The following is a 19488-nucleotide window of genomic DNA, read 5'->3' on the forward strand; positions in this document are numbered from 1 at the left end:
CGTTTCCGCGGGTCAGGATCGGCACGATGCCGAGGCCGGTGATGCCGCACCCGCGGGACCCGAAGGCGCGGGCTCGCTTACCGCACGGCCTCGCCGAGGGAGAGCCGCTCCTCCAGCTTCGCCGCGGCTTCCTTGCGCTCGCTGTAGCGGTCGGTGAGGTAGGGGGAAATGTCGCGGGCCAGCAGGGTGAACTTCACCAGCTCCTCCATTACGTCCACCACCCGGTCGTAATAGGGGGATGGCTTCATTCGGCCCTCTTCGTCGAATTCCTGATAGGCCTGTGCCACGGAGGACTGGTTGGGGATGGTGAGCATGCGCATCCAGCGCCCGAGGATGCGCATCTGGTTTACCGCATTGAACGATTGGGAGCCTCCGCACACCTGCATCAGCGCCAGCGTGCGCCCCTGGGTCGGGCGGATGGCTCCGAGCGAGAGCGGAATCCAGTCGATCTGCGCCTTCATCACCGCGCTCATGGCGCCATGACGCTCCGGGCTGCACCACACCTGTCCCTCGGACCACAAGGTCAGCTGACGCAGCTCCTGCACCTTGGGATGCTCCACCGGCGCACCATCGGGCAGCGGCAGGCCGTCTGCATGGAAGATGCGCGTCTCGGCCCCGAAGCGGCGGAGCAGCCGCTCCGCTTCCAGCGTCAGCAGCCGCGAATAGGAGCGTTCCCGGAGCGAGCCGTAGAGCAGGAGGATGCGCGGCGGATGACGGGACGGCGACGTGGGGGTGAGCCTCTCCGGCGAGGGGATATCGAGAAGGCCCGCATCCACGTTTGGCAAGGTGTCGTCGGTCACGAAACACTCCTCGCCGTGTCGCGGGCCGTGGCGCCGTTTTCGTACCAGCCCTTGGAGCGGTTCACGATCCACACCACCGAGAGCATCACCGGCACCTCGATCAGCACGCCGACGACGGTGGCGAGCGCCGCGCCGGAGGTGAAGCCGAACAGGGAGATGGCTGCCGCTACCGCCAGCTCGAAGAAGTTGGAGGCGCCGATGAGGGCCGACGGGCCGGCCACGCAGTGCGCCTCCCCTGCGATCCGGTTCAGCACATAGGCGAGGCCCGCGTTGAAATAGACCTGGATGAGGATCGGCACCGCCAGCAGCGCGATCACCAGGGGCTGGGCGATGATGGCCTCGCCCTGGAAGCCGAACAGCAGCACCAGCGTCGCCAGCAGGGCCACCAGAGAGAGCGGGCCGAGACCGGCGAGCAGGCGATCCAGCGCCGCCTGGCCGCCATGGGCAAGCAGCCGCCGACGCAGCAGCTGGGCCGCAATGACGGGAATGACGATGTAAAGCACCACCGAAAGCACCAGCGTGCCCCATGGCACGGTGATGGCCGACAAGCCCAGAAGCAGCGCCACGATGGGTGCGAAGGCCACCACCATGATTGCATCATTGAGCGCCACCTGGGACAGGGTGAAGTGCGGCTCGCCCCTGGTGAGGTTTGACCAGACGAACACCATGGCGGTGCACGGCGCTGCGGCAAGGATGATGAGGCCGGCGATGTAGCTGTCGATCTGATCGGCTGGCAGAAGCGGGCGGAACAGCCAGCCGATGAACAGCCAGCCCAGCAGCGCCATGGAAAAGGGCTTCACAGCCCAGTTCACCAGCAGCGTCACGCCGATGCCGCGCCAGTGCCTTCCCACCTCGCCCAGCGCGGCGAAGTCGATCTTCAGCAGCATGGGCACGATCATCAGCCAGATCAGCACGGCCACCGGCAGGTTCACCTGCGCCACCTCGACCGCGCCGATGGCGTGGAAAACCGCCGGCACCAGATGGCCGAGCAGCACGCCTGCGATGATGCAGAGGCCGACCCATATGGTGAGGTACCGTTCGAACACGGACATCTCGAATCTCCTCGGGCTCAGCCGGCGATGCGGTGGCCGGTTTCGTCCACCACGCGCTCGCCATCCTCCTTGGTGAAGGCGCCCTGCTGCGGTGGCAGCAGGTCCAGCACCAGCTCGGACGGACGGCACAGGCGCACGCCCTTGGGCGAGACCACGATGGGGCGGTTGATGAGGAGGGGGTGGGCCATCATGGCGTCCAGCAGCACGTCGTCGGAGAGCGCGGGATCGTCGAGGCCGAGTTCCGCATAGGGCGTGCCCTTCTCGCGCAGCACATCCCGCACGCGGACGCCGGCGCGGGCGATGAGCTGCTGGAGCAGCGCGCGGGACGGCGGCGTCTTGAGATACTCGATCACGTGGGGCTCGATGCCGGCATTGCGGATCATCGCCAGCGTGTTGCGCGAGGTGCCGCAGTCCGGGTTGTGGTAGATGATGACATCCATGGTCGGGCCTCACGCCACATCTGGCCGGGGGGAGGTGGTGCCCGCCATCTGGCCGATTTCGCGCAGCTTGGCGCCGAGCGCCAGCCGGTCCAGCTTGGCGATGGGCAGGGCGGTGAACACGGAGATGCGGTTCTTCAGGTATCGGAAGGCCGCATTGAAAGCCGCTTCCTTCCCGATGTCGGCCCCCTCCACCGCGGCGGGGTCCTCAATGCCCCAATGGGCGGTCATGGGTTGGCGCGGCCAGATCGGGCAGGCTTCGCCCGCGGCGTTGTCGCAGACGGTGACGACGAAATCCATGACCGGCGCGCCGGGCACGGCGAACTCCAGCCAGCTCTTGGAGCGGAAGCCCTCCGAGGGATAGCCGTAGGCAGCGAGCACCTTGAGGGCGAAGGGGTTCACCCCGCCCTTCGGCGCGCTGCCCGCCGAGAAGGCGCGGAAGTGGCCGGCGCCGTCCCTGGCCAGGATGCTCTCGGCGAGGATGGAGCGGGCGGAATTGCCCGTGCACAGGAAGAGCACGTTGTAGACGTGCCCGGTGGAGGCGTCAGGCATGGGTGTCCTCCTTGTTCGGTTCACACGTGCAGGACAGGGCCGCGACGACCGGGGCGCACACCTCGGGATGGCCGCTGCAGCAATCGCGCATGAGGAAGGCGATGAGGGCGGAAAGGGCGGGCAGCGCAGCGCTGTAGATGATGGAGCGGCCCTCGCGGCGCGACTGAACCAGCCCGGCGTGCTCCAGATGGCTCAGATGGAAGGACATGCGGGACGAGGAGGAACTCTCCATGGCCTCGCCGATAGCGCCGGCCGGCATGCCCTCCGGGCCCGCCTGGACCAGAAGGCGCACGATGCGCAGCCGTGTCTCCTGGGAGAGTGCGGCGAAGGCGGAGAGGGCTTGAGGTTCGTCCATAGATCAACATATCAATTGATATTGAGACGTTGATCTATGCGCCCGCAAGAGGGGTACGTCAACCTTTCGATTGGCCCTGGGCTCGGTTTCTAAAGGCGCCCAACAAAACGCCTTGTTAACCATATTGGACTGAGGCCCGCGCATGGCGAAGCGGCTTTCGCCCGATGCCCCACTGGCCGAGATGGCCTGCTGTTTCCGCCCGCAGTTCCGCGCGAGGGGCGGTCGGCTCCGGGTGGAGAGCCGGGAGGCGCTGAATGCCATTCCTGTTCGTGCCGTATATGGAGATCCCCTGGAAACGCCGGCCCTTCGAAGGGGGCGGGATACCGGCTCGTGGGGCGAGATCCATCGCCACATGCTGGAGCGCCTTGACCTCGCCGGAGAGATCGATCGGTCCGCCACGGGTGTGGACGCCCCTTCGGTGTCGGCGAAAGGGGGCGGTACGATCGGCCCGAAGCCGATTGATCATGGCAAGCCGGGCACCCGGCGGCCCCCTGCGGTCGAAGGCATGGGTCTGCCTCCCGCTGTCGTCTCAAGCGGAGGCAATGGGGACTCCGCGGTGCCGGCTGCCGTGATCGATGCCGTCGACGCGGTTCGCCCACGGCGCATCCGGCCCCGCTCGTGGCTCCAAAAGCCTTAAGCCGACAAGGCTTTTGGCAGAGATGCCATGGGCGATGGTCCGGCCAAGAGAGGCCGGCGGGCATTCATTCCCAAAAGGGACGACCGTAAAATCTGCATCTATTCGACCGGCGGCGGTACAGAAAGCGCCATGCCATCAAGCACATGTCCTGCCTAATCAAGGCCTTCAGGCGCATCGCGGCCCGGTAGGACGAGGAGGCGAGGAAGTCCTCGTCTCCTCGTGCCCTGCGGCTCTCGCGGCATGCTGGCGCTGTTGAAGCGCGAGCCTAGAAGCGCCAGCTCAGATTTGCCTGCACGGCGTTCACGGTCGCGCTGTCCGCGAACTGGCCGACATAGGACAGGCCGATCCGCGCCTGTTCGCTGATGCGCAGGCCGGAGCCGATCTCCACCAGCGCGGTGTTCTCGGCGAGCGGCACGCCCGCCACGGTGAAATTGGCCCAGGGCATGCTGAGGAAGGACATCCGCGCTTCCGGCGTGGTGTCACCGAAGGCATATTGCCAGCTCACCGAGGCGTGGGGCTCGAGCGCCATGCCGCCGGAAAGCTCCACCGTCGTGGCCAGGCGCAGGCCGAGCGACGAATAGCCGACGCCCATTGAGCCGGAGGCGCCGCTCAGGCCCGCGGAGGCGCCGGTCTCGGTGAAGCCGTCGGTGCGGGCCTGGACATAGGCCAGGCCGGCGAAGGGCTCGATCGCCAGCTTCTGCAGGGCGAAGCCATAGCCGACCTCCGCAAATATCTGCCCGGTGCCGCCGGCATAATCAGCATTCGCCTGCTGGAAAAAGCCTGTGGATGCGATGGTGCGCTCGGCATCGATCTGGTTGAAGGCGTAGGTGGCCCCGAGCCGCAGGCTCCATGGGCCGGAGCTGGTGCCGGCATAGAGCGCCAGGATCAGGCTATCCACATCGGACGCGCTCGACAGCGTATCGACGGTGGCGCTGGAGTGCGAATAGCCCAGGGCCGCGCCGACCAGCCAGTTGCTCACCTTCACGTCTGCGCCGGCGATGATGCCGCCGATGGACGCATCGACGCTCGCGATGCCGGTGCCGCCGTCGTAATTGCTCCAGCCGCCGAACCCCTGGGCCCAGATGGTGCCATTGAAGGCCGGCTCAGGGCCGGCCGGCGCCGTGGTCGGGAACGGCGCGGCGGGCGTGGCCGGTGCCACATAGGCAAGAGCCGGCCCGCCATAGCCCAGCGCAGCCGTCGCGCCGGCCTCGCCCGCATAGGAGCTTTGGCGCAGGCGCGCCAGCAGGGCCTGCCGGCTGTAGAGGCTGTCGCCCACCAGAACGGACCGCTCGCTGGCGTAGGCCTCGCCGGACAGGGCATTGAGCGCGCCGGGCAACTGGTCGGATGTCAGGCTGTAGAGCGGATCCAGGGCGTCGGGGAGGCGCGTCAGCATGCCGTTCGTCGTCGTATTGATGACGCGGTCGAGGGCGGCGCCGACCGAGCGCTGGTTCTGCGTGATGCTCGGCAGGCCGGCGAGATCGGCGGCGAGGCGCATCGTCACCCTGGTCGGGGCATAGTCGAGGGTGGCATCGAACAGCGCCGGCAGGCCGGCGGTGATGAAGGTGTCGAACGTCCCGCCGATCCCCTGCGTGGCGCCGATGAGCGTATAGGTCTGCGCGAGGTTCAAGGTCTGGAACGAGGTCGCCAGCGTGCCGGCGAGCCGCGCGGTGCCCGTCACGCCGAGCCCGTCGTTGCCGTCGTCGTTCATCCGCAGGGCGAGGGTGCCGGCCTGGGTCTGCACGAAGGTGCCGGTGATATGATGGACGACCGGGATGGAGGTGCCGGTGATGCCGATCCACCCGCTGTTCTCGAAACGCTTCTGCGGCCCGTTGGTCGCGGCGATCCGGCCGTCGATGATGCCGGTGTTGACGATCACGGTGCCGAAGGTATCGGGACCGGTGCGCAGGGCATCGGCGACCACGGTGGCCTGCAGGGTTCCGGAGTTCAGCAGGGTGCCGTAGAGGCCGTGCATCTCCACCGCCGCGCCGAGGACGCCGGTCGCGACGATGGTGCCGGAATTGGTCAGGACGCCATAGGTCTCGCCGCGGATGCCGATACCGCCCCTGCCGCTCACCTGGATGGTGCCGCTGTTGACGACGTCGTCGCCCTTCCGGCCGGAGAGGACCGCGGCATTGTCGGCGCCGGATGTCAGGGTGCCGACGTTGCGGATGGGGTTGTACATGCCCGGAATGGTGGCGAGATAGCCGTGGATGCCGCTGTCGTCGACATAGATGCCGACGACATGGTCGCCATAGGCGGAATTGGACGACACGACCGCGCCGGGGATGTTGATGTCGTACCAGGTCACCCGGCCATCGGCATCGACATGCATCACGGCAGGGTGCACGACGCCGTCTGCGGTCACCCAATTGGCGACGAGATTGTATTCTCCGCTCCGGCCGGCGCTGGTGATGCCTTCGAAATGCGTGGCGACCGCCCCGGGGTGGTCATAGGTGGCATAGGTACCGGTGGTCTGGTCGTAGATGTAGCCGTGCTCCGCGTGGAGCCCGCCACCCACCATCACCTCGCCATAGCCGCCCGCGATCTTGTCGCCATAGATGCCATAGGCCGTGGTGCTGATTGCGCCGGGGATGTTGTTGGTGGTGTAGGTGCCGCTGCTGATGTTGTAGATGAAGGCGTTGCCGGTCGCGAGCCGGGTGTCGTAATTGCCGACGACCTGATCGCCGAACGTGCTGTGCGCGATGGTGTAGAGCGTTCCTGAGCCCGGATAGGCGAGGGGCGTGATCTGCTGTCCCGGCGCCTGCGCGCCATCATAGAGATAGCTGCGGTCGTACGGTGCCGAGGCCGCGGTCTGGTAGCTGCCGACCACGCGAAGCACGCCGCCGGGATTGCCGAAGCTCGGCCCGTAGGGGGAGGAGCCGATGGCGCCGGGGAAGTTCGCGCCATTCGCGGTGGCCACCGGCATCGGCGACCACGTGCGCGTCGTCATGTTGTAATAGAGGCCGCCGGTCTCGCCCGTGCCGGGAATGGTATAATTGCCGACGATATTGTCGCCGCGAATGCCGGTGAGGAACGTGTTGTTCGTTCCAAAGTCCAGGGTCTGGTAGATGGTGGGCACCACGGGCGCCGGAGGTTCCGCCTGGGCGCCCTGGGCAAAGCCGCCGACACCGAGACCGACCGCAAGAAGCTTGCGCGTCCGCGATACACCAAGAAATACCGGCCGGATTTTCATGCCATTCCCCGCAGCCCCGAGTCGGAGCGAGATTAAAATCGTCTTTGCCGACGGGAAACCGAGATGGCGCTTTTTGGTCGTATTTCCAAAGGTGACGGCCACGGGTGCAGTTCTTGAAATCCCGCTCGTCTTGCGGGCCAGAGACCGCCGCCCCATGGCGCGCGCAGGGGGCAGAGTCCGGTTTCCCTGCAGCTCCCGCGAATGCGCCGGGGGGGGGGCTGTTCGGCTGATGCCTGCTTTTGCCTTGAGCCTCGCCGCCCGCCCCGTCGCGAACGAGGTGACCTGCGGCCATCGCGACGGCTGGGCCTTCAGCTCGATCTCACCGCTCTGCTGCGAACGCGCAATGAGGCTGGCTCTTCGACGCCGAGCTGGGCGAGGGTGGCGCGCGCCTCGTCACGCAGGATCTCGATCGCATGGGCGGGGCCCGCCGCACCGAGAGCGCCAAGGCTCCACAGGAAGGTCTTGCCCAGAAGGCAGCCGTCCGCGCCGGCGCTGGTGGCGCGGACCACATCGGTGCCGCTGCGCAGGCCGCTGTCGATGAGCAGCGTCGCGCGTCCGCCCACCGCCGCTGCGATGTCGGGCAATGCCTCGATGCTGGTTGGCAGGATTTCGCTCTGCCGGCCGCCATGGTTGGAGACCACGATGCCGTCCACGCCGATCGCGACGGCCCTGCGCGCATCCTCGGCGGCGAGCACCCCCTTCACCACCAGGGGACCGCGCCACTGGTCGCGGTAACGCGCGACCTCATCCCAGGTGAAGCTGCCGCCCATCTCCCGCTTGGCGAACAGCGTCGAGGCATGGCGGCCGGCCCCCGCATAGGGCACCAGAGCGCCGAACCGTGGGATGCCGTTCCGCGCCAAGGCTGCAAGCCAGCCGGGCGATGCCAGCATGGCGCCGAGCTTACGGGCATCGAGCCGAAATGGGGCATCGATGCCGGCCTTCGCCTCGCGCGGGCGGACCGTGCGGACGGGAACATCGAGGGTAAGGACCAACGCCTTCGCTCCGGCGGCGGCAGCCCGATGCAACAGGTCGAGGCCAACCCGGTGGTCGTCCCGGGCGAAGCGGTAGAGCTGAAACCACAGGACATCCGGCGCAATCCGGGCGGCCGCCTCGATGGAAAGACTCCCGGCGACACCCAGCACATAGGGAATGCGCGCGGCCTGAGCGGCCTGCGCGAAATGGATTTCCGCCCCCGGCCACGCCAGGGAGGCGCCGCCAATGGGCGCGATGCCGAACGGCGCCGCGTAGCGGGTGCCGAACAGCGTGGTGTCGAGGGAGGGCAGACCGAGCCCGGTTCCGCATTGCGGCGTAAGCGTGACCGCATCGAAAGCGGCCCAATTGCGCCGGATGCCGGCATCGCCGCCGGCGCCGCCATCCGCATACGCAAAGGCGAAGAACGGCAGGCGCCGCCGGGCGCCCGCGCGAAGGTCCGGCAGGGTCGGGTAAGCCCGGTGCCGCCGGCGCGCGGCGCGGTCGGGGGTGCTGGCCGCGACCGCGCCGGATGACAATGCGTAATCATTCATGGCGGGCCGCTCCGGAATGGCGGCGCGTGCCGTGAACGCGCCGGCCGCGTGGGCTCAAGCCGCGGCGAAACGCTGCGACCAGCGCGGCAGCACATCGCGGTTGAAGACATTGTCCGGCACCCCGCCCTTGAGGGCGAGAAGCACCGAGCGCGCGGCCCATTCGATGCCCGGCCCGAGCTCCCCGCCCTCGCTGAAGGAGGCGGCGTGGGGGGCGAACAGCACCTTGTCGCCGAGTGGCCGCAGCGGCGAATCCGCCGGCAGCGGCTCCACCTCGAACGCATCGATGGCGGCGGCACGCACGCGACCGGCGGCGATGGCACGTGCCAGGGCCGGTTCGTCGATGATCTTGCCGCGCGCGGTGTTCACCACCACGGCGCCGTCCTTGATGATCGAAAGCGCGTTGTCCGAGAGGATATGGCGCGTCTCGGGCGTGAGGTTGCAGTGGAAGGAGACCACGTCGGACTGGGCGAGCAGCGTCTCGTAGTCCACCCGCTCCACCCCGTGCAGCAGGAAGACGCCCGGCTCGACATAAGGGTCGCAGGCGAGGATGCGCACCCGCCACGGCGCGAACAGGTCCGCCACCCGGCGCCCGATGCGGCCGAGGCCCACCAGGCCGATGGTGAGGCCCGGATAACCGTCGGAGAGACGGCGGCCCACGAAGCGGCCGGCAAACTTCTGCTCGCGCCACTCGCCGGCCTTCACGCCCGCATCGCGCTCGCGGATCTTCTTCACGATGGTGAGGATGAGACCCAAGGTGGTCTCCGCCACGGCGAAGCAATTGGCCTCCGTGGGCGCATGGGTGACCAGGATGCCGAGCGCGCTGGCCGCCTCCACGTCGATGTCGTCCACGCCCACCGTGTACTTGGCGACGATCTTGAGGTTCGGCGCGCTCTCCAGGATGCGGCGGCTGATCGGCGTGTTGCGGATCGAGGTGCCCATCAGCGCCACGGCATCGGCTGCGGCGGCGCGAAACGCCTCGGCGTGGTCGCCGCCGGGACGGATCCACTCCGGCGCGCCGAAGGTCACCGCGTAGCCGGCCTTCTCGATGCCGCTGATGATCTCCTGCGGCTCATCGCAGGGCGAGAATACGAGAATCTTGGGTTTGCTCATGGGAGTTCCAGTTCTGGAAGGCGAGCCATCGGCACCGCGGAAACCGTGCGTTTCCGGACGCCCGACGATGGGCACTGGCGGGCTCGCGTGCTTCGGGGGAGGTGCTGGTGGTTCGCGCGAAAAGCGCGTTAAATCAGTACTCTAGAACACCGGCCGTGAGGCGGGGGACGAAGGGGGCGCCTAGCCCGTAGGCCAAGGTCCGTCACCCCTCATTGGTGAGGAAGCGCGCGAAGGGCGAGGCGAAGGCATTGGCGGCCGTCCATTGCGCATCCGAGAGCTTGATCCGGCCGGCGAACGCGGGATTGAACACGGCCGACGCCTCAGGACGGCGGGTGCCGGCAGGGGCCATGTATTCGGTGACGAGGTCGATCTGCCCGTCGAGCTTCTTGGCGTCTATGGCGCCGAGGCCGAGCTGGCGCGCCTCCTCGGCGAGGGCGGTCACCGCGTACATGCCGAAGCCGTAGCGGGAATAGTCCTTGCCGTTGGCGGTCAGCGCCAGCTCCGGCACCGCCTTGATGAAGATATCGAGCGCCTCGTCCGGGTTGGTGAGGCTGTAGGCCACGCCTTCGAACAGGCCGTCGACGAACGCCTGCACCAGCTCGGGATCCTTCTCCGCGATCTCCTTCTGCGTCACCAGGGAGAGGCCGTAGAGATCGAGGCCGACCTCGTCGAAGCCGAAATAGCGCACCGGAACGTTCTTGGAGAGGAACACCGGCATGTTGGAGGTGGCGACGATGGTGATGGCGTCGACCCGCTGCTGCTCGAGCGCGGCATCCAGCACCTTCTGGTCGATCTGCGTGCCCTGGATCGATTTCTCATCAATCCCCATGCGCTTGCAGTAGAGCGGAAAGAGGATGGTAGCGCCATGGCCGCCGGCGAAGCCGAGCTTGCGGCCCTCCAGCTGGCTGGGCTTCCTGATGTCAGAGGACCGCAGCACCAGCAGGCCGGTGCCGACGCGATAGCTCGGCAGGCCCACGGCGACGATGGGCAGGCCCTTGGCGACGTTGAGGATCACGGTGGGGATCTGCACCAGGCCGAACTGGAAGCGCCCGGTGCCCACCGCCTGGGCGGATGCGAGGGAGCCCTGGTTGGAGGCGATCTCCACATCAAGCCCGCGCTTACGCCAGAAGCCCTTGGCCTGCGCCACATTGGTATAGAGGCTGCTGCCCTGGGGAATGAAGGCCAGCGTGAACGTCACCTTGCGCAGGCCCTGGGCGCGCAGCACCCCCGGCATGGCGACGCCGGCAAGAGCCGCCGTTCCCACGCCGAGCAGGGTCCGGCGGCTCAGGTTTGACCCTCCCGCGGCGGGAGCCGAGGTCAACTTCGACATGAAAGAACTCCTTTGGGGGCATGCCACCGCGGCGTCAGGGGCCGTAGCGGCGGCGAAGCAGGCTCTCCACGCTCACGACGAACAGGAAGATCGCGGCGCCGACCGCGCACAGCATGACGATGGAGGCCATGATTAGCGGCGTCTCCGACTTCGACCCCGCGAACAGGATCAAATAGCCAAGCCCCTGCTGGGCGGCGATGAACTCGGCCACCACGATGCCGATGATGGTCATGGTCACGCCGATCTTCATGCCGCTGATGATGTGCGGCACGGCGGTGGGAAACTGGATGGTGGTGAAGATCTGCCAGCGCGAGGCACGCAGCACGCGGGCGAGGCGGACCAGCTCCGGCGGTGTCACCCTCAGGCCGGCGATGGTGGCGATGAGGATCGGGAATACCGTCACGAAAGACGTGAACACCAGCCGGGATTCCGTGCCGATGCCGAACCAGACCACGAACAGCGGCGCCAGCGCGATCTTGGGAACGAACTGGAGCAGCAGCAGGTTCGGGAAGAAGGCCGCGTAAACCAGGCCCGAAAAGGAAATGGCGGTTGCCAGCGCCACCCCCACCACGGTGGAAATGAGAAAGGCGGCAAACGCCTCGGAAGCGGTGGGCCAGGTGTGCTGGAGGATCAGCGGGAAGCCGTTGCGCAGCGTCGTCGCGATGACCGAGGGCGACGGCAGAACCACCTGCGGAACCGCGAACAGATCGCAGGCCAGCTCCCAGCCGATGAGCAGCGCGACGCCCGTCGCCATCGCGGCGAGCGGGCCGCCGGCCGCCCGCGCCGCGCGGCGCGCGAAGGCCGGCGCACGGGGGGCGACGACGATGGGGGTGGTCACGAAGGTCAACGCGAGCTCCAGGGCGGACGAGGAACGGCTAAGAGCCGGGCCGGGCGCATCGGCAACTCGGATACGGTATTTTCGATAAATAACTAAATCAATATATTATATATATAATAGTGACCATATGGGCTGTGTCGACTTTGACATGTCTGCGCAATGCGCGCTCACGGACCTGCGGCAGGGCGCATGGCGGCGCGGGCATGGCCGATGAGCGCACGCAGCCGGGCGGTGAGGGCGATGAAGTCCGGATGGTCCAACACCTCCTCCGGACGCGGACGGGCGAACGGCACCGCGATGTCGGCGATGATGCTGGAGGGGCGCGCGCTCATCACCAGGATCCTGTCGGACAACAGGATCGCCTCGGTAATAGAATGGGTGACGAGGATCGTCGTCGTCTGTGCTTGCTCCCACAATTGCAGCAGCAGCAGGTTCATCTCGTCGCGCGTCAAGGCGTCGAGCGCCGAGAACGGCTCGTCGAGCAGCAGCAGCAGCGGCTCGTAGACGAGGGCGCGGGCGAGCGCCACCCGTTGGCGCATGCCGCCGGAAAGGGCGCCGGGCTTGTGGCCGGCGAACTGCTCCAGCCCCACCCGCGCCAGCATCCGCTCGGCCTTCGGGCGGACCGCGTCGAGCGGCAGCTTCCGGATGCGCGCGGGATAAAGGATGTTGTCGAGGGCCGACAGCCAGGGTAGCAGGGTCGCATCCTGGAACACCACGCCGAGGCCGTCAGCCGGGCCGGTGATTGGCTGCCCGTTGAGCCGCACCGTGCCGGAGGTCGGGGTCTCCAGCCCGGCGAGAGTCATCAGGATGGTGCTCTTGCCGCAGCCGCTCGGCCCCAGCAGCGTCACGAATTCCTTCCGCCGCACGTCGAAGCTGGCGGAGCGGATGGCCAGCGTCTCGTCCGGCGGCGCGCCGAAGGACTTGACGAGGCCGGCCACCTCGACCACGGGCCGGACGGCGGGGGAAATCGGCACGACACTCATGGGAGCGGTCATCGGGGAATCCGTTCGCTGCGGCGGCGCGCCGCCGGGATGGCCGGGGGAAGGTGGCGGCCGGGGCCGCCTGTCAGTGCGCCGGCGCCGGCGCGTCCGCGCGAGCGGCGGGTGGCGGCGTGGGCTGGAGGGGTGGAGCGCGGCCACGGATGAGGTCGGCGGCGCGCTCCGCCATCATGATGACGGCGGCATTGATGTTGCCACCCACGAGATCGGGCATGGCGGCGGCATCCACCACCCGCAGCCGCTCGATGCCGTGCACCCTCAAGGCGGCGTCCACCACCGCGCCGGCGTCCGGATCGAGCCCCATGGCGCATGTTCCGGCGGGGTGGTGCACGGAGATGCCGGTGGCGCGAATGTGGGCGTCGATGTCGTCGGGCGCATCCGAACGGGGCGCCGTCTCGCCCGCCACGTGGCGGGCGAGCGGCCCCTGCGCGCCCACTTCGCGGGCGAGACGCAGACCGGCGTGCAGCACTCGCCGGTCCTTTTCAGAGGCGAGGAAGTTCTGGGTGATGATCGGCGCGCGCGCGGGATCGGCCGAGGCGAGGCGCACATGGCCGCGGCTCTCCGGGCGCAGCACCGCGGCCCGGATGGCGAAGCCGTCGGCGTAGGGCGCGCGGAAGGGCCTCAGCCATGGCCCCGCGGTCATGGGGGCGGCGATGCAGATGAGCTGGATGTCGGGCAGCGCCTCGGCCGGATCGCTCTTCAGGAAGGCCATGCCCGCCGCCGGCAGGTTGGTGGCGATGCCGCGCCCGCGCAGATACGCGTCGGCGAGCACGCCGCCGACCCGGTCCGCCCGCATCGCCGCGTGGAGCGGCCCCGGCGCGCGCCGGGTAAAGGCGGCCGCGGCCGAGATATGGTCCTGAAGATTGCGCCCGACCCCCGGCAGCGCCGCCCGCACGGAGATGCCGTGCGCCCCGAGCTGCGCGGGATCGCCGATGCCCGACAGCATCAGCAGCTGGGGCGAGTTAATGACGCCCCCCGCCAGGATCACCTCGCGGCCGGCCCGGACGAGGCGCTCCGCGCGGCCGCGCACATAATGCACACCGCACGCCCGTGCGCCTTCGAACGCGACGCGGGTGGCGAGCGCGCCGGTGACGAGGGTGAGGTTGGGCCGCGTGAGCGCCGGCTTGAGATAGGCGGTGGCCGTGGAGCAGCGCCGCCCGTCGCGGATGGTGGACTGCCACCAGCCGAAGCCCTCCTGGCGCGCGCCGTTATAATCGGGGGTGTAGGCGTGGCCCGCGGCGAGACCGGCGGCAAGGAAGGCGTCGGCCAGCGGATCGGGATAGCGGCAGAACTCCACCGAGAGCGGCCCACCGGCGCCGCGGTGGGCATCGGCCCCGCCCTCCCAGTCCTCGAGGCGCTTGAAATAGGGCAGCACCTCGCGGAATGACCAGCCATCGAGGCCCGCCTGCGCCCAGCGGTCGTAATCGCCCTCGTGGCCGCGCACATAGGCCATGGCGTTGATGGCCGAGGAACCGCCAATGACCTTGCCCCGCGCGCACTCGATGGCCCGCCCGCCGAGCGCGGGCTCCGGGGCACAGAAATACATCCAGTCGTTCATGCGCGCGCCAAGCAGGCGCGGCCAGCCGAGGGGGATCCGGATCCACGGATTATGATCCCAGCCGCCGGCCTCCAGCAGCAACACCGAGACATCCCGATCCTCGCTGAGGCGGGCAGCAAGGGTTGCGCCGGCCGAGCCTGCGCCCACGATCACGTAGTCGTATTCCGCCACAGACACGCCCGGCTCCACAGTCCTGGTCCGCTTCCAGCTTGCCGGGCACAAATGTTGACCAATTCGATAGATCATGATTTTTTATGACACGGAAAATGTTCGCAGTCCACGACCGCTTCTGATGAGCTAGATCCTGATGAACCGCCGGCCCATTTCTTTTATTCACGCACATATGTCGCATTTGACATATCTGTTATTACTGTCCGCATCTATATCACTATTTCCGCAAGTCGCGGCGCGCGCCCAGGGCACGGCTGGCGACGACATCAAGCTCGGCTATCTGGTGGATGCTTCCGGGCCGCAGCAGACCACCATCAAGCCGGCGTTCGATGCCTTCCAGCTTTATGTGGAGCGCCTGAACGCCGCCGGCGGCATCAACGGGCGCAAGGTGTCCATTCTCGCCCGCGACACACAGAGCGACGTGCAGCGCGCCCTCGACGCGGTGCAGGATCTCGGCCGCCAGAAGGTGGTGGGCATCCTGGGCCTCGCCGCCTCCAACGCCCATGCGGCGGTCTATACGGCCGCCAGAAAGCTGTCGCTGCCGGTCCTGGCGGGCTATCCGGTGAACATCCCCGTGGTGCTGCCCCCGGCCAAGGAGGGCACCTACGGCATCGGCCTGGAGCTGTCGCTGGCCGGCACCGTCGGCGGGCATCTGGCGCGCAAGGTGGCACCGGAGGGCAAGAGCACCATCTGCATTGCCTTCGAGGTGCCGGGCTCCATGCTGGCCTGCCAGAAGATCCTGGAAACCGCCAAGGCTCAGGGCTTCACCAGCACCGAGACCATCACCGTGCCGCTGCCCCAGCGCGATTTCCGGGCCGTGGTGGAGCGCATCGTGAAAGCCAATCCGGATGTGGTCACCATGTGCCTCGGCCAGGGCCACGTGGCCTCGCTGCTGCCGGTGCTGGCGACCTCGGGCTATGGCGGCGTGTTCCTCGCCATGGATACCGGCATCGGGGAAGCGACCTTGAGCAACTCGACCCCGCCGGATTCCAAGCTCACCGTCTACAGCTACGGCCGCTATGCCAGCGGCTCCGACGGTTCCGGCGTGAGGATCGACGCCCTGCGCACGGCGCTGAAGGAGGCGAAGCGCGGCGAGCTGACCTCCTCCGCCGCCGGCGGCTGGGCCCTGGGCGCGGTGGTGGAGGAGGCGCTGCGCAAGTGCGCCAACGGCTGCGCCTCCCCGGCCGACTTCAACGCGGCGCTGGAGCAGGTGGACCTGGATTCCGGCGGCCTCACCGGCACGCCCATCCGCCTCACCGCCGCGGACCACTATGGCCCAAGCGCCTATCGCGTCTACAAGTTCGACAATGAGGCGCGAACCTTCACCCCGGTGGGCAACTGGCTGAACGTCGCATCCGACGGCACCCTCTCCGAGTGATGGCGCGATGCTGTCCCTGCCGTTCATCGTCAACACGCTGAGCACCGCGGCGATCTATGCCTTGTTCGCGCTGGCGACGGTGATCGCCTATCGGACCAGTCGCATCCTTCTGTTTGCCATGGGCGAGATCGGCATGGTCTCCGCCTATGTCTTCCACACGGTGTGGCTGGCCGCCGGCACCACCGCCACCGGTGCGGCACTCGCCGCCTCGGCGGTGATCGTGGTCGACGTGGCGCTGGGCCTGGTGCTCTACGCCATCCTGCAGGACGAGGCGCTGGAAGACCCCTTCACGGGCACCGTCATCACCATCGCCCTGTCCATCACCCTGCTCGGGGTCATGGCGGTGTTCTGGGGCGGGTCGGTGTACCAGCTGCCGCTGCCGTCGACCCCGGTCATGGTGGGGGATGTGGCGCTGTCCCGCATCAGCCTCGGCACCATCCTCGTCGGCGGGCTGGTGGCGCTCGGCATCCTGTTCGTGTTCTACCGCACGGCGGTGGGCATTGAGCTGCAGGCGCTGGCGGATAATCGCCAGCTCGCGGCCCTGGCCGGCATTCCCGTCGGCACGCGCCTGCTGGCGGTATGGATCGGCGCGGCGCTGGTGAGCGGCCTCGCCGGCGTGCTCTCGGCCGCGGTGTCCTCGGTTTCGGCGGAAGGCACGGTGGTGGGCTTCTCGGGGATGGTCGCCGCCATCATCGGCGGCCTCACCAGCCCGGCAGGCGCGCTTGCCGGGGCGCTGCTGCTGGCGGTGGGGGAAAACGCCATCGCCCTCCATCTCGACGTGCGCTACTCCATCGCCGTTCCCGTCGGCCTGCTGGTGCTGCTGCTGGCCGTGCGCCCGCAGGGCCTCAGCGCCCGCATCGAACACATCGCCCGCACATGATCTTCGCTTCCGTCCCCGTTTCCCGGGCCGGCCGGCAGGGTGCGCTGGTCGCCGCGGTCGCGCTGATCGCGGCTGCGCCCTTCTTCCTCGGTGGTTATGCCCTCCATCTCGCCGTCAGCGGCGGGCTGATGGCGCTGTCGGCCATGGCGCTCACGGTCTTGTCGGGATCGGCGGGCCTGCCGTCCCTCGGCACCGCCGCCTTTCTCGCCATCGGCGCCTTCAGCGCCGGCATGCTCTCCACCCGGTTCGGGCTCGGGCTCCTGCCCGCCGCAGCGGCGGCGGCTGGCCTCGGGCTGGTGGCGGGGGCGCTCGTCGCGATCCTGACCTTGCGGGTCTCCGGGCTCTATCTCGCCGTGGGCACGCTGGCCCTGCAGTACCTGGTCCACATCCTCGCCGCCGAGCTCGATCTCAAGTTCACCTATGCCGCCGGCTTTGTGCTGGAGGATCCGGTGGTGCTGGGCCTGCCCATCTCCTCGCCGGAACGCTGGTGGGCCCTGGTGCTGGTGGTGCTGGCGCTGGTCCACGGCCTGTTCCGGGCGCTGCAGGCGAGCCACATCGGCCGTGCATGGGTGTTCCAGCGCACCGAACCAACCGCCGCCGGGGCGCTCGGGGTGGCGGTGTCGCGCAGCCGCGTCGGCGTGTTCGCCCTGACCTCGGCGGTGATCGCCGCGGCCGGTGCCCTCGACGGTTACCGGCTGGGCAACGTTCAAGCCTCCATCTACACCCTCCAGCTCGCGGTGGTGTACCTGACGGTGGCCGCGCTCGGCGGCGCGGGAAACCTGAAGGGCGCCATCGCCGCATCCTATCTGGTCATCCTGCTGCCCGGCATCATCGTCGCGACGCTTGAGGCCCTCTCCCTCGACGCGACATCACGGGTCGCCGGGCTCGAGAATGTGGTCATCGGCCTCATCCTCATCCTCGCCCTGCGTCGCGTCCCACAGAAGCTCACCGCCCGCCTCTCCCGCCGGAGGACCCGCCATGTCGAAGGCTGAATCCCACGCCGATGGCGCGAGTGCCGCCGCATGGCTGTCCCTGTCCGGGATTGGCGTCTCCTATGGTCGCCAGCCGGCCGTGCGCGGCTTCAGCCTCGATGTGGCGCGCGGGGAGAGCGTCGCGCTGGCCGGCAGCAACGGCGCCGGCAAGACCTCCCTGCTGACCACCGTGGCGGGCCTCGCCCAGCGCGGCCAGCGGCTCGAAGGGGTGGTGCGCCTGAACGGCGCCCGGCTTCGCTTCGCTGATGTAGCCGGCCACATCGCCGCCGGCATCCGGCTCGTGCCGGAACGGGACAAGGTGTTCCGCCTGCTCACCGTGGGAGAGAACCTGATGGTCGGCGGCCGCCTCGCGCGCCGGAGCGGCATCGGGCTCGACGACGTGTTCGACTGGTTTCCACGGCTCCACGAGCGCAGGGATACCCTGGCCGGCAATCTCTCCGGCGGCGAGCAGCAGATGCTCGCCATCGCCCTGTGCCTTCTGGCCGGCCCCAAGCTGCTGCTGCTGGATGAGCCGACCCTCGGCCTTGCCGCGCCGGTGATCGAGGACGTGTGCGCGCGCCTCGGCCGCCTCAGGCGGGAACTCTACCTCACCATCCTGGTGGCGGAATCCGATTCCCAATGGCTGCCCCATCTCGCGGATCGGGCGGTGGCGATCGACCGCGGCCGGCTGGTCGCCAGCTTTCCGCGGCTCGACGCCGCCAGCCTCGATGCGGTCCACGATGTCCTTCTCGGCCTCGTCCCGCCGGCCGGCGGCGCACTTCAGGAAGCCGGCATTGCCTGAGCCGCAGCAGCCGTCCACACCCGGCCCCGTGCTGGAGCTCAACCGCGTGAGCCTGACCTTCGGCGGGGTCCGGGTGCTGAACGGGGTCGACCTCGCGGTGGCCCCCGGCGAAGTGGTGGCCCTCATCGGTCCCAACGGCGCGGGAAAATCGGCGCTGATCAACTGCGTCGGCGGGGTCTACCGGGCCGAGGGAGCGAGCGCGATCCGCCTCGAGGGACAGCGCATCGAGGCGCTGCCGGCCCACGCCATCGCCAGGCGCGGGGTAATGCGCACCTTCCAGGGCCTGAACCTCGTGCGGACGCTTTCGGTGCTGGACAATATCCGGCTCGGCTGGGCGGCGCGCTTCAATCTTGGCCTCGCCGGCACCCTGGCCCTGCCCTGGCGCGCCATTGCCGCCGAGCGGGAAGCGCGGCGGCGCGCCGAGGAGACGGCCGAATTGTGCGGCCTCTCCGGGCTGCTCGCCACGCCCTGCTCCGAGCTTCCGCTCGGCGTGCTGCGGCGGGTGGATCTCGCCCGCGCCCTGGTGAGCGAGCCGCGGCTGCTGCTCCTCGACGAGCCAGCCTCCGGCCTCAGCCACGAGGAACGGCCCCTGATCGGCGAGATGGTGCGCCTCGCCCGCCTGCGGGCGGGCCTGTCGGTACTGTGGGTCGAGCACGATCTCGACCTGGTGTTGTCCGAAGCGCAGCGGGCGGTGGTGCTGCACCACGGTGAACGCATCGCCGAGGGCGATCCGCGCTTGGCCTCCGACCGCGCCCGCATCGTCGCCGCCTACAAGCACGGCCGCGCGAAGGCCGCTTGAGGGACGGGCCGCCCTCCTCAGCCTGCAATCGGCCGGGCGGCGATGCGGGCCGCTGCGCCGTCTCCATCCACCACCGGAATGGCACAAAGAAACTCCGCCCGCCG

General features: G+C 68.6%; 17 protein-coding genes. 5 read left to right on the top strand and 12 right to left on the bottom strand.

Annotated elements, in window-relative coordinates; genetic code table 11:
* Window positions 1–77: 77 nt before the first annotated feature.
* From arsH to V5F61_RS15425, 12 genes are all read right to left on the bottom strand, one after another.
* Complete coding sequence (gene arsH, locus V5F61_RS15370) at window positions 78–800, bottom strand: arsenical resistance protein ArsH (RefSeq protein WP_393989663.1); 723 nt, start codon at window positions 798–800, stop codon at window positions 78–80.
* Window positions 797–1852: an ACR3 family arsenite efflux transporter gene (arsB, locus tag V5F61_RS15375; RefSeq protein ID WP_393989662.1), complete on the bottom strand. Its 1056-nt coding sequence runs from the start codon at window positions 1850–1852 to the stop codon at window positions 797–799. Before arsB ends, arsH begins: the two co-directional genes overlap by 4 nt.
* 17 nt (window positions 1853–1869) lie before the next feature.
* Complete coding sequence (arsC, locus tag V5F61_RS15380; protein ID WP_393989661.1) at window positions 1870–2292, bottom strand: arsenate reductase (glutaredoxin); 423 nt, start codon at window positions 2290–2292, stop codon at window positions 1870–1872.
* A gap of 9 nt (window positions 2293–2301) precedes the next feature.
* Complete coding sequence (locus V5F61_RS15385) at window positions 2302–2841, bottom strand: arsenate reductase ArsC (protein WP_393989660.1); 540 nt, start codon at window positions 2839–2841, stop codon at window positions 2302–2304.
* A complete protein-coding gene (locus V5F61_RS15390) occupies window positions 2834–3196 on the bottom strand; it encodes an ArsR/SmtB family transcription factor (RefSeq protein ID WP_393989659.1) in 363 nt (120 codons plus the stop codon). Before V5F61_RS15390 ends, V5F61_RS15385 begins: the two co-directional genes overlap by 8 nt.
* 902 nt (window positions 3197–4098) lie before the next feature.
* Complete coding sequence (locus V5F61_RS15395; protein WP_393989658.1) at window positions 4099–7026, bottom strand: autotransporter family protein; 2928 nt, start codon at window positions 7024–7026, stop codon at window positions 4099–4101.
* A gap of 308 nt (window positions 7027–7334) precedes the next feature.
* On the bottom strand, window positions 7335–8549 hold the full coding sequence (locus tag V5F61_RS15400; RefSeq protein WP_393989657.1) for an alpha-hydroxy acid oxidase: 1215 nt from the start codon (window positions 8547–8549) through the stop codon (window positions 7335–7337).
* A gap of 54 nt (window positions 8550–8603) precedes the next feature.
* The gene (locus V5F61_RS15405; protein WP_393989656.1) at window positions 8604–9659 is read right to left on the bottom strand and encodes an NAD(P)-dependent oxidoreductase; all 1056 of its coding nucleotides are present in this window, start codon (window positions 9657–9659) and stop codon (window positions 8604–8606) included.
* 202 nt (window positions 9660–9861) lie between these two features.
* Window positions 9862–10989 (bottom strand): ABC transporter substrate-binding protein, encoded by a 1128-nt coding sequence (locus tag V5F61_RS15410; RefSeq protein WP_394104052.1) that lies wholly within the window; start codon window positions 10987–10989, stop codon window positions 9862–9864.
* Window positions 10990–11023: 34 nt separating this feature from the next.
* Window positions 11024–11827, bottom strand: a complete 804-nt coding sequence (locus V5F61_RS15415) for an ABC transporter permease (protein ID WP_393989691.1) — start codon at window positions 11825–11827, stop codon at window positions 11024–11026.
* Window positions 11828–11994: 167 nt separating this feature from the next.
* Window positions 11995–12822, bottom strand: coding sequence for an ABC transporter ATP-binding protein (locus tag V5F61_RS15420; RefSeq protein ID WP_393989654.1), 828 nt, complete (start codon window positions 12820–12822; stop codon window positions 11995–11997).
* A gap of 70 nt (window positions 12823–12892) precedes the next feature.
* Window positions 12893–14560 carry a GMC family oxidoreductase gene (locus V5F61_RS15425; protein WP_393989653.1) on the bottom strand — a complete coding sequence of 556 codons (1668 nt, stop codon included), beginning with the start codon at window positions 14558–14560 and terminating at the stop codon, window positions 12893–12895.
* A gap of 166 nt (window positions 14561–14726) precedes the next feature.
* On the opposite strand from V5F61_RS15425, the gene V5F61_RS15430 reads away from it, so the two are divergent.
* Genes V5F61_RS15430 through V5F61_RS15450 form a run of 5 tightly spaced genes read left to right on the top strand, consistent with a single transcriptional unit; the run spans window position 14727 to window position 19384 of the window.
* The gene (locus tag V5F61_RS15430) at window positions 14727–15932 is read left to right on the top strand and encodes an ABC transporter substrate-binding protein (protein WP_393989652.1); all 1206 of its coding nucleotides are present in this window, start codon (window positions 14727–14729) and stop codon (window positions 15930–15932) included.
* A 7-nt stretch (window positions 15933–15939) separates the two neighbouring features.
* A complete protein-coding gene (locus tag V5F61_RS15435) occupies window positions 15940–16812 on the top strand; it encodes a branched-chain amino acid ABC transporter permease (RefSeq protein ID WP_393989651.1) in 873 nt (290 codons plus the stop codon).
* Window positions 16809–17804, top strand: coding sequence for a branched-chain amino acid ABC transporter permease (locus V5F61_RS15440; RefSeq protein ID WP_393989650.1), 996 nt, complete (start codon window positions 16809–16811; stop codon window positions 17802–17804). The genes V5F61_RS15435 and V5F61_RS15440 overlap by 4 nt, the downstream gene beginning before the upstream one ends.
* Entirely contained in the window at window positions 17791–18585 is a 795-nt protein-coding gene (locus tag V5F61_RS15445; RefSeq protein ID WP_393989649.1) for an ATP-binding cassette domain-containing protein, read from the top strand. The genes V5F61_RS15440 and V5F61_RS15445 overlap by 14 nt, the downstream gene beginning before the upstream one ends.
* Entirely contained in the window at window positions 18578–19384 is an 807-nt protein-coding gene (locus tag V5F61_RS15450; protein ID WP_393989648.1) for an ABC transporter ATP-binding protein, read from the top strand. The genes V5F61_RS15445 and V5F61_RS15450 overlap by 8 nt, the downstream gene beginning before the upstream one ends.
* Window positions 19385–19488 lie beyond the last annotated feature (104 nt).

This window comes from Xanthobacter sediminis (assembly GCF_043195015.1).
Taxonomy (GTDB): Bacteria; Pseudomonadota; Alphaproteobacteria; order Rhizobiales; family Xanthobacteraceae; genus Xanthobacter.